This window comes from Ancylobacter sp. 3268 (assembly GCF_031456575.1).
In the GTDB taxonomy this organism is placed as follows: domain Bacteria; phylum Pseudomonadota; class Alphaproteobacteria; order Rhizobiales; family Xanthobacteraceae; genus Ancylobacter.
The window spans coordinates 38,209-49,277 of record NZ_JAVDUX010000025.1; the positions used below are offsets into that span (position 1 = coordinate 38,209).

Below are 11,069 nucleotides of genomic sequence, written 5' to 3' on the forward strand. Positions count from 1 at the left end.
GCCCGGTGGTCGCCGGCCAGGGCCTTCGCCGCTCAGTAGTCCCACTGGGCGCCGATGCCGACTTCCGCCGCGCCACCGGCCGAGGTGGCGCCCTGCAGGCGGATGTTCTTGGTGACGTCGACATCGACCGTCACCTTGCTGGAGTTGGCGCTCGTGCCCTGCCGCACGCCGAGATAGATGTTGTCGTTGAGCCGCCGGCCGACGCCGACCTGCCCGCCGGTGCCGGCAGCGTCGGTGCCGACCACGAGGCTATCGACCCCGAGCGAGCGGCGCACATCGTTGAGCACCCCCGAGCCGCCGGAGAACTGGGCGACGGTCTGGGCGATCTGCAGTGCCTGACCGGATGAGAGCTGGCCGACCGAGCGGCCGAACAGCAGCCGCGACAGCACTTCATCCTGCGGCAGGGTGGGGGTGGAGGTGAAGTCGACCTCCGGCGCCGAGGCCGGGCCGGTGACGATGATGCGGGCGGTGACGTCGCTGGCCGTGGTCTCCGCCACGAAATCGAGCTCGGGATCGGTGGTGCCGGTGAAGGTCACCCGGCCGCGGGTGAAGGAAAGGCGGCGGCCGACGAAATCGAAATTGCCGCGCCGCATCTCGAAGCCGCCCATTGCCACGGGTGCCCTCGAGGTGCCGCGCAGCTGGATGTCGCCGCCGAGCTCGGCCTCGATTCCCATGCCGCGCACAAACACGTTGTTCGGCGCCGAAATGGTGAGATCGAGCGGGATGCCGGCATCCGCCGCCCGCGCCTCGCGCCGTGCGGCGCGGGCGGCGCCGGGCACCGAGCGCTTGCCGGCATTGACGTGACGAACATTGAGGCTTTGCACGCCGCCCGGCAGCCGGTCGGGGATGTTGACGTCCAGCGCGCGCACCACCATCCGGCCGGTGACGCGCGGATTGTTGAGGAAGGCGCCTTCCACCGCGATCCGCCCCTCGGTGACCAGCCGCATCAACTCGCTGTTCACCAACTGGGCGTTGGTCATGTCGATCTCGATCCGTCCGGGAAAGCCGGCGGCGGGATCGAGGCCGATAGTGCCGCGACCGACGAGGCTGCCGCCATTGCCGGTGCGGGCGGAGAAGGAGGTGAGCGTGACGGTACGCTGGTTGCCGGTGAGCACCGCCTCGATGCGGTCGAGATTGATGCCGGTGAGGCTGTCGACATAGCGCCCGCTGGTGATGCGGATGGTGCCGCCGGCATTGGGCGCGCTCGCCGTGCCGGTGACGGTGGCGTTGATCGCCGCATTGCCGACCACCTGGGCGCCGGTGGTCGCCAGCATCGGGTTGAGGATGCCAAGATCGACTCCGCCGCGAATGGCGAGATCGAGCGTGCCGGCACCGAGCGGCACCGAGCCGTTGATGGTCAGCGCCTGAAGAAACCGGCCCCTTATCTCCGAGCGCACCGTGGCGCGGCCGCCGCCGAGATCGCCGCGCGCCGTGATGTCGAACGGGCCGGCGCCGCTGCGGGCGACGTCCGGCGTCGATAGCCGGGTGATGGTGAGCTGGTAGTTGCCGGTCGGCGCCGCCGCGGTGCCGGTGACGCGGGCATTGCCGGCCAGCGTGCCGGTAAGGTTCAGTCCCGGGGCGGCAAGCTCGGCGAGCGAGAGCGGGATCGCCCGCAGATCCGCTGTCAGATCAAGGCGTTCGCCGGCGCTGCCGGCCACGGTGACGGTGCCGCCGCCGGCGTTCAGGGCGAGGCGATCAATGGTCACCGTGCCACCGGCATAGGTGATGTTGGCCGGCGCGGTGGTGGCGATGGTGGTGCTGCCGCGGGTGGCGGAGAGGCGGTCGAGCCGTAGCCGGGCGCCATCGCCCTGCCGGGCCAGCCGGCCGGCGGCGCGCAGGGCGGTGTTCTGCACCGTCGCCTCGATTGTGAGATCGGTGGCGTCCGGACCGCCCTTGCCACGAATCGTCGCGTTCTCAATGACTTGGCCGGAGACATTGGCGCCGCGGATCTCGACGCTGCCGTCGAGGGCGGGCACGCCGATGGGGTCGATCACTGTGGCATCGATGCGGGCCATGGCGACGGACTGGCCGGCGGCGGCGACGCGCTCGGCATTGCCTTTCACCGCAACCCGTTGACGGCCCTCGCTTATATCGAGGGTGACATCGGCATTCAGGCTGCCGGCCAGCTCGGTGAGCACCAGCGGCGAGATGTCGGCGAGGTTGGGGGCCGCAAGCGTCAGGTGGCCGGTGGCGAGGCTGGCGTCGGTGATGGTGACGCCGCCGGTGGCCCGCGCCGATCCGATAGCGATATCAAGGTTTTGCACCTCGAACCTGTCGTCCGGGGCGCTGGCGAAGGTGCCGCTGCCGGTCGCCGGCTGCCCGGCAAGGGTACCGTTCAGGCGAAAGGTCGCGCTCGGGTTGCCAGTGATGTCGTTGCCGGTGACATCCAGCGTAAGCCCTTGAATCGGCTTGCCCATTGCCGTGCCGGAGGGGATCGACACCTGCGCGGTCGCCTTCAGGGCGTCGAGCGTGCCGGAGAAGGTGCCGCGCGCCTCCACGGCGCCGGTGATGCGGGGGTCGAGGCGGGCGAGGTCGGAGAGGTTCAGCGTCGCGTTGAGATCGGCGGCGGAGGTGTCGAGACGGCCGTCCACAACAAAGGCCAGTCCTTCCGCATTCATCCGCAAATTATTGATCGAAATCGCATTTTCGCCGGAGCGGGCAATGGTTCCGGTCAGCGTCGCCACCCGGCCGAAGAAGCCGTCGGCGGTGGGGACGCCGGTTTTCAGGCCCTGCGTGCGCCCGTCTATGGTCAGCGACAGGCGGGAGAGGTCGCTGCTGGCGTCGATGCCGACATCGATCTGCGCCTCACCGGAAATATCGCGCTCGATCAAGGGGATGAGCGTGGCGAGGTCGAGGCGCTCGATGTTCAGCCGCCCGTTCACCGCCTGCGGGTCGGCCTGCCCCGTGAAGCGGGCGGTCAGACCGGTGAGGTGTACGGTGAGGTCGGTCAGGCGCGAAAGCGCGAAATCGCCGGCCGGCACCAGGCCGGCCGCCTGGAAGCGGGCGGTCGAACCCAGCGCGGCGGCCACCTGCGGTTCGGTGGCGGTGAGGCCCTGCGCCTCGCCCTCGGCGGTGAGCGCCAGGTTGCCTTCCGTGTCGGGGCGGGTGGTGGCGTCGAGGGTCAGGGTGCCGGTGCCGTAGCCGGCGCCGGCGAGACCCGCCGCCACCACATGCACATCGACCGCCGGGGCGGCGATGTTGCCCTTCACCGTGCCTTCGAGAGTGCCGGATTGCCAGCTTATGCCGGGCGCCAGCGCCGCGAAGCGGGCATTGTCGGGGACGCGCGCCTGGAAGCTGAGATCGGCGATGCGGCTGTCGAGATCGAAGCTGCCCTTCACCGCGGCGCCGAAACCGGCCGCCCGCACGCTGGAGCTCTCGACGGCGAGGCGGTTGGCGGTATCGAGCGTGGCGGCGGCGGCAAGCTCGGTGCGACCTTCGAACAGCGGTGCGATATCGGCGGGCAGCAGCCGGGCGATATCGGCATCGATGGCAGCGGTGAAGCGATGGCCCTCGGTGACGGCGCGGATGCCGGCGGCGCCGGACGCCTGTGCCAGAGTGCCGGCCTGAAGCGCGAGATGGCCATCCCATTGGTCGAGCGTGCCGCTGCCCTTGAGCGAGGCGGTAAGTTCCGGCAGGCCGTCCATCCCGGCGGCGCGGGCAATGAGGCCGCCGCTGGGCTCGTCGGCGGAAAGGTCGAGGTCGAGCTGCCCGCTCTCCGGCGCATAGGCGGCGGTGCCGGCAATGCGGCCGGGGGCGTCGCGGCGATCGATCTCGAATTTCAACGCGACCGCGCGGGTCGCCGCCGAGAGATCCGCCGAGGCGGTGAGGCCGAGCGTGGCGGCGTGGCCGAGCACCGGCGCGGCGAGGATGATCTCGTCGATGGCGAGCCGTTCAAGCCGCACCGGCAGCCGCGGGAAGCCGGACGAGGAGGAGGGCGGCGGCGCGGGCTGTTCCGCCGGCGGCAGCGGGCGGCGCAATATCTCGACCTTGGCGGCTTCCAGCGCCGAGACCTCGATGGAGCGGTTGATCAGCGCCAGCGGGCTCCAGGAGAGCCGGGCGCCGGAAATGCTGGCGAACGGGCCTTCCTCATCGGACAGGATGATGCGCTCCATCCCGATATCGGAGGGGACGAAGCCGGTTATGCCCTCGATGCTGACGGCGACGCCGGGGGTGGAGGCGAGCGAGGAAGCGAGGCGGGCCAGCACCGCCTTGCCCGGCGGGGTCTGGATGGCGCCGAAGGCGACCAGCACCAGCAGCACCAGCCCGAGCAGGGCATAGATGAGAAAGCCGAGAAAGCGCACCACCATCAGAAGGCCTGCCCCAAGCTGACATAGATGCCGTAACTGCCGTCGTCCGGCCCCGGATTGAGCGGGAAGGCGACGTCGAACCGCAACGGGCCGATCGCGGTGTAGTAGCGAAGGCCGATGCCGGCCGAATATTTCATCTCATCGAAATCCGGCGCTTCGCTGGCGAAAGCCGAACCCATGTCGAAGAACGGCACCACGCCGATGGTGTCGGTGACCCGGATGCGCGCCTCGAAGGAGGCCTCGAAATAGGAGCGGCCGCCGATGATGATGCCGTCCTCGTTGCGCGGCGAGGCGGACTGGTAGTCATAGCCGCGCAGCGAGCCGCCGCCGCCGACATAGAAGCGCCGCTGCGGCGGGATGTCGTACAGATCGGCGCCGAGCATGCTGCCGGCGGCGACGCGGCCGGCGAGGATGTATTTCTTCGCCTCGTCGAGTGCGTAATAGGTCGAGAAGCGGGCATTGAGCAGCGTCGGCACGCCATTGGCGTCGCCGAGCTGGGCGAAGGGCTCGGCAGTGCCGGTGAAGCGGAAGCCCTTGGACGGGTCGAGCCGGTTGTCGGTGTTGTCGTAATTGAACTCGAACGGCACGCCGGCGATGAAATAGTCGTTGATGCCGGTGGTGTCCTCCACCCGCGACTGTTCGAGATCGATGCTGACCTGCAGCGACGCCTCGTCGTTGAAGCGATGGCGGATGCCGGCGAGGAAGGTGCCGGCCTCGCGCACATAGGCGTTGGTGACCTCGCGCAGCACCGCCGCCGAGGCGAGGAGATCGTCGCGGGCGGTGATGATGCCCGGCTTCATGAAGGTGGCGGCGACCTTGTAGCCGAAGGGATCGGCGTCCGGCACCGCCTCCGACTTCTGGCCGAACCAGGAGACCTGCGCATCGAGGCGCAGGGTTTCGCCGCCGCCGAATAGGTTGCGCGCCCCCCAATAGCCGTTGATCGCCGAGCCGTCCGTGGAGGAATAGCTGGCCGAGAAGCCGATATAATGCGGCTTGCGGGGCGATACCTCGATGGTGACCGGCAGCGAGCCGTCCGGATCGAGATGGTCGGCCTCGATGATCCGCACGCTGGCGATGGCTTCATATTCCAGCAGCCGCCGGCGCAGCCGGTTCAGCACATCCGGCGAATAGGGCGTGCCGGGGGCGATGTCGATGCGGTCCTCGATGAAACGCGGCGTGAGGAAATCGGCGCCGTTGACGGTGAAGCGGCCGAAGGTGGCGCGCGGGCCGGGCTCGACATAGAAGCTGACATCGAGCTGGCGCATGGCGTGGTCGGCGACCACGTCCTTGTCGACCACGCGGGCGAAGGGATGGCCGGCATCGCGCCAGTGATTGGTGAGCACCGTCTCGCTGCGCACCACCGTGGTGGCGAGCGCCGGCTCGCCCGGCTGCAGCCCCAGGCTGGCGAGGCTCGGCGCGTCGGCCAGCGGGCGCCGCGTCTTGGCGTCGAGAATGGCGATGCGGCCGAAATGGAACAGCGGACCGGGATCCACCGTCACCACCACCGGCACCGGGCCACGCTTGCGCGAGGCTTCCACGATGTCGAAGATGTTCGGCGCGTCCGGCGAGTTGCCGGCCACGGTGATGCGGATATTGCTGCCGTAATAGCCGATGGAATAGAGCGCGGCGTTGATCGCCGGCCCGTCCGACAGGGCGCGGCGGATGAGCCCGGCGGCGCCGGCCGGCGGGCGCGCCTTCAGCCGCTCGAGATTGGAGGCGTCCTCGACGGTGCTGCGCACCTCGCGGTCGGTCGATTTCACCTCGAAGCTGAGATGATAGGGCGTGGCGTCGATGGTCGGCGGCTCGCGGGCAGCGACGCGCGAGGGATTGAACAGATCGAGGATCGGCCCGAGCAGGCCGGATTGCGGCGCCTCGTTGGTCGGCTGGGTCGCCGGCTGGGCGGTGCCGGAAGCCGGCGGCGGCTGCTGCGACGATTGGGCGAGAGCCGGCGATGCGGCGAGCAGGGCCTGCGGCGCAACGACGGTGACCAGCATGACAGCCAGCCGAAATCGCCTCACTCCCGCTGTTCCATGCCCCTGCAACGCCACCCTCGCTACCCGTCGTGCTGTCCCGCAGACCCTGCGAGGACCACCGTGCGGCCCGTGCGGGGGCCTAGCTTCATGTCCGGGCAAGCTAAAGGAATAGCGTGAACAGAAGCTTGCCGCGTGCCCGCACATTTCTGATTGCCGGCTGGAGCGGCATACGTCAACCGCCGGCGGGCATTTTCACGGCAGCCGCGGGAGGTTGCGGTATGACGATGCGTCACGCACCGATGATGTGGTGGATCTCGGCGGCGAGCGCCTGCACCTCCGCCGCGCCCTTGGAGCCCGGCGCCGTCTCCTGAATGGTGCGGCCCGCGCCCATGGAGGCGGCGAAGGCGACGCGGTTGCCGAGCCGGCTCTGCGCCGCCGGGTGGCCGAGCGCGCTGATGGCTTCGGCGATCTCCTGCGTCAGCGCGACGCGGGGCAGGACGCGGTTGATGACGAGGAGGGACGGCGTGCCTTCCTTGGCGATCATTTCCAGCGTCGCCTGCGTCGCCCACAGATCGACCGGGGTCGGTTGCACCGGCACGGCGACCAGGCTGGCGGCCTCGATGGCTGGGCGGGATTCGATGTCGGATTTCGGCGGGGTGTCGATGACGACGAAATCGTAGTCGCGGGCGAGGCTGCGCGCCTCGCGGCGGGCGCCCCAGCCGGAGGCGGTGCGGAAATCGAGGCCGGTGGCCTCCTCCCCGAGGCTTTCCTCGCGCTTCTCGAACCATTCGCCGAGGCTGCCCTGCGGGTCGCAATCGAGCAGGGCGACGCGCACGCCGTCGAGCGCCAGCGCCACCGCGAGATGGGCGGCGAGCGTGGTCTTGCCCGAGCCGCCCTTCTGCTGGGCGATGGTGATGATCCGGCCCGCCATGGCGCGTCTTCCCCCGGTCGCGACGGATTCGCAAAAGGCAAGGTCGCATTGGGACCGGCGGGCAGCAAGTGCAATGCGGAAGGACGCGGGATGAAAACGCCGCCAGCGGGCGGGGCGGCGGCGAAATCCCGTCCTCTGCGCCGCCGAGACGCCGCGGCATGTGTTATCGGGAGAAGCCTGGCCGGGAAAAGCCTGGCCGGGGCAGCCTAGCCGGGGGACGTGGCGACGTTCGGCGCGTGGTGGCCGGTCCGCCCAACCCCTCTCCCCCGGCGGGGAGAGGGAGCCGCCGCCTCGGTTCAGGCGGCGGGGGAGGCTCTCAGACCTGCGCGCCGGAGCCCAGCACCACCACCGTGGTGCCGACCGGCACGCGGTTGTAGAGGTCCATGGCGTCCTGGTTGATCATGCGGATGCAGCCGGAGGAGACGTTGGTGCCGATGGTCTTCGGCTCCAGTGTGCCGTGGATGCGGTAGAGCGTGTCCTTGTTGTTCTGCCACAGATACATCGCCCGCGCGCCGAGCGGGTTGGCGAGGCCGCCGGGCACGCCGATGCCGCTCTGCAGCTTGGTGAGCTGCGGCTTGATGTCCGGGCGGCGGGCGATCATCTCCGCCGGCGGGTACCAGTCCGGCCATTCCTGCTTGGAATTGATGGTGGCGGTGCCCGACCAGCCGAAGCCTTCCTTGCCGACGCCGACGCCGTAGCGGATCGCCGTGCCGCCGGGCTGCACCAGATAGAGAAAATGGTTCTTGGGATCGATGACGATGGTGCCGGGCGCCTGCTTGCCGTCATAGGGCACCTGCCGGCGCAGATAGACCGGGTTGATGCTCGACGTATCGAAGGCGGCCACCGGGAAGCGGTCCTGCACCGCGCCATAGCTGGGCGTGGGGGCAAAGGACATCACCGGCAGCGCCGGCTCGGGGGCGGACGCGGTCTGGGTGTTCTTGCACCCGGCGAGCGCCAAGGAAAGCCCGGCCATGGACAGGCCGGAAAGAAGAACGCGACGATCTATGGACGGCATGGTCCGCTTATCTCCCGCACGAGGCGCCTGGATGGCCGGCGCTTCGTTCCCCGAAAAATCCCGAATCGCAGCGGCCTGTCCAGGACACATTGCGACATTCACCTTAACGAATCGTTTGCCATAAATGTTCACGAATTCAGGCGGACGTGATCGGCGTTGGCCCGTGCTCAGGCGCTCGTGAACGACTGGCCGCCCGGACGGGGCAGCGTGTGGATCTCCTCGACGGCGGCGTAGTCGAAATAGCCGCAGCGGGCGAGGGAATTGAGCTTCTCGATGCGCAGCACGCCGCCCTCGACGAAGGCCTCGTCGATGTGGATGCCGACGATCTCGCCGAACACCAGCCAGTTGCCGGTGCCGGCGCCGGAGCGGCCGACCAGCTCGCGGGCCTCGACCAGCACGCATTCCAGCGCGCAGGGGCTGGCGGCGACGCGCGGCGGCTGCACCAGGCGCGAGGGCGCGCGGGCGAGGCCGGCGAGGTCGAACTCGCTCTCCTCGCGCGGCAGCACCGCCGAGGTGAGGTTCACCTGCGCGATCAGCTCGCGGGTGGCGAGGTTGCAGACGAACTCGCCGGTGTCGAGGATGTTGCGCACCGTGTCCTTCACCCCGGAGGAGGAGAACATCACCATGTCCGGGCTCTCGCTCACCAGATTGAAGAAGGAATAGGGGGCGAGATTGGCGACGCCGGCCGGCGACAGGCTGGAGATCCAGCCGATCGGGCGCGGGGCGACGATGGCCTTCAGCGGATTGTGCGGCAGCAGGGTCCGGTCGCGTCCGGTCGGCTCGTAGAACATCGCGGCCTCTCAGAAGCGGGTGACGATGTCGGTGAGCGCCGGGCGGGGGCGGTCCTCCTGCGGCCTGGCCAGCGTGCCGATATGCACGAAGCCGACGATGCGCTCATCCGCCCACAGGCCGAGCGCGGTGCGCACGCGGGCGTCATAGGCGTACCATTCGGTGAGCCAGGTCGCGACATAGCCGAGCGCGTTGGCGGCCAGCACCAGCAGCGTGCAGGCGGCGGCGCCGGACATGAGCTGCTCCCATTCCGGGATCTTCACATGGGGCGCGGCCTTCGACACCACGGCGACCACCAGCGGCGCGCGCGCGAGCCGGGTGCGCTCTATGTTCACCCGGTCGGCATCGGCCTCGGGCACGTCCTGCCGGAACACGGCGGCGATGAGCTCGCCCGCCCGCTCGCGTCCCTCGCCCTCGAAGACGATGAAGCGCCACGGCGCCAGCTTGCCGTGATCGGGCACCCGCGAGGCGATGGTGAGCATCTCGTCGATCTCGGCCGGCTTCGGGCCGGGGGCGACGATGTCGAAGATCTTCGGGCTCTTGCGCAGCTTGAGCAGCCGCAGGGCATCGGGAGCGGTGGTGGAGGCAGTCGCGGAGGCAGTTGTCATGGCGATGTTCCCCTGTCGCATCTGCGCCTAGCACGCGACGGGAGGCTGGGCCAAGGGGCGGGCCGTGCACGACGCAGCGTCAGCGTTTTCAATTTGCCGCACGCGATGGCGGCGGCGGCGGGCGGCGACAGGCGGACTTGAATTTGCCCACGTTCGCGGGCACCAAGAGGCCATGTTCGCGACCCCCTCCCGCTTCGCCTGCTACCCCTTCCTTCCGCGCCGCGCCGGGGCGCGGCTGGCCGCCCTGCTGATGGCGCTGTGCCTGGCCTCGCCCCCCGCCTTCGCGGCGATGGCAGGGAGTAATGGGGCGGGAAGCGACGGGGCGGGAAGCGATCGGGCGGGGGGCGGCGATGCCTCGGTGTTTTCCGCCGGCTCGCTGGCGCAATCCATGCCGTTCATCGGCAACCAGGCGCCGGGCGTCGGCGCGCCGCGGCGGCTGGCGCCGCAGACGCCGGCCCCCGCCGCCCCGGCCAAGGGACCTGCGGCGGCCGCGCCGGCCGGCACGGCGAGCGACCCGCACACCATCCTGCCGCAGCCACCGGCTGGCAAGGCGGCGATCGGCATGAGCGCCCGCTTCGGCGCCAACCTGCCGCAGATTCCGCGCGGGGTGGTCTGGCGGGTGTTCGACGACCGGCCGGAAGCCTCCGGCGCCTATCCGCTGGTCGCCGAGGCGGCCGAGCCGGCGCCGGTGTTCTTCCTCTCGCCCGGCGGCTATGTGGTGCACGTCTCCTATGGCCTCGCCAGCGTCGCCCGCCGCATCGTGGTCGGCGAGGACTCGCGGCGCGAGCAGATCACCATTCCCGCCGGCGGGGTGAAACTGCAGAGCGATGTCGGCGACAAGCCGATCCCGGCCTCCAAGGTCAGCTACGACATTTTCGAGGGCAGCTTCCTGCAGGGGCGCGCCTCCAGCCGCCCGTTCTATCGCGGGGCGGAGCCGGGCGACCTGGTGGTGCTGCCGGCCGGCGACTATTACGTCGTCTCGACCTATGGCGAGGGCAATGCGGTGCTGCAGGCCGACATTGCGGTGCAGCCCGGCAAGGTGACCGATGCCACGCTGCACCATCGCGCCGCCGAGATCACCTTGCAGTTGGTGGCACAGGCCGGCGGGGCGCCGCTGTCGGGCACGCAATGGTCGGTGCTGACGCCCGGCGGCGACTCGATCAAGGATTCGTCGTCCCCGACGCCGGCCTTCGTGCTGGCGGAAGGCGAATACACCGCGCTGGTGCGCTATGAGGGCAAGACTTTCACCAAGACCTTCAACGTCGAATCCGGCTCGGACACGCGGGTGGACGTGCTGGTGGGCGAGCAGGCCGCGGCGCCGGAGGGGTCCGGCGACTGAGGGCTTGGGCGCCTTAGAGCGCCTAACAAAACCGTTTGTTAACCATGTCGGCTTGAGTTTGGCTTCATGGTGAAGAAGCTGCTTCCGGATGATTTGTGGGCGGAGAT

7 protein-coding genes are annotated in these 11,069 nt (G+C 69.7%); 1 reads left to right on the forward strand and 6 read right to left on the reverse strand.

The features are described from left to right. Nucleotides 1-32: 32 nt before the first annotated feature. The 6 genes from J2X65_RS24995 to J2X65_RS25020 all read right to left on the reverse strand — a co-directional run bounded on the left by J2X65_RS24995 (nucleotide 33) and on the right by J2X65_RS25020 (nucleotide 9,623). Nucleotides 33-4,307 (reverse strand): translocation/assembly module TamB domain-containing protein, encoded by a 4,275-nt coding sequence (locus tag J2X65_RS24995; RefSeq protein WP_310207599.1) that lies wholly within the window; start codon nucleotides 4,305-4,307, stop codon nucleotides 33-35. Further along, nucleotides 4,307-6,301, reverse strand: a complete 1,995-nt coding sequence (locus tag J2X65_RS25000) for an autotransporter assembly complex family protein (protein ID WP_310207602.1) — start codon at nucleotides 6,299-6,301, stop codon at nucleotides 4,307-4,309. The genes J2X65_RS24995 and J2X65_RS25000 overlap by 1 nt, the downstream gene beginning before the upstream one ends. 268 nt (nucleotides 6,302-6,569) lie before the next feature. Next, nucleotides 6,570-7,211 (reverse strand): ParA family partition ATPase, encoded by a 642-nt coding sequence (parA, locus tag J2X65_RS25005; RefSeq protein ID WP_310207606.1) that lies wholly within the window; start codon nucleotides 7,209-7,211, stop codon nucleotides 6,570-6,572. 316 nt (nucleotides 7,212-7,527) lie between these two features. Further along, nucleotides 7,528-8,226, reverse strand: a complete 699-nt coding sequence (locus J2X65_RS25010; protein ID WP_310207609.1) for a L,D-transpeptidase — start codon at nucleotides 8,224-8,226, stop codon at nucleotides 7,528-7,530. Nucleotides 8,227-8,393: 167 nt separating this feature from the next. Next, nucleotides 8,394-9,017: a flavin reductase family protein gene (locus J2X65_RS25015; protein ID WP_310207612.1), complete on the reverse strand. Its 624-nt coding sequence runs from the start codon at nucleotides 9,015-9,017 to the stop codon at nucleotides 8,394-8,396. 9 nt (nucleotides 9,018-9,026) lie between these two features. Further along, the gene (locus J2X65_RS25020) at nucleotides 9,027-9,623 is read right to left on the reverse strand and encodes a nitroreductase (RefSeq protein WP_310207615.1); all 597 of its coding nucleotides are present in this window, start codon (nucleotides 9,621-9,623) and stop codon (nucleotides 9,027-9,029) included. A gap of 172 nt (nucleotides 9,624-9,795) precedes the next feature. Here J2X65_RS25020 and J2X65_RS25025 point away from each other — a divergent pair, with 172 nt between their 5' ends. After that, nucleotides 9,796-10,962: a hypothetical protein gene (locus J2X65_RS25025; RefSeq protein WP_310207619.1), complete on the forward strand. Its 1,167-nt coding sequence runs from the start codon at nucleotides 9,796-9,798 to the stop codon at nucleotides 10,960-10,962. Nucleotides 10,963-11,069: the final 107 nt, after the last annotated feature.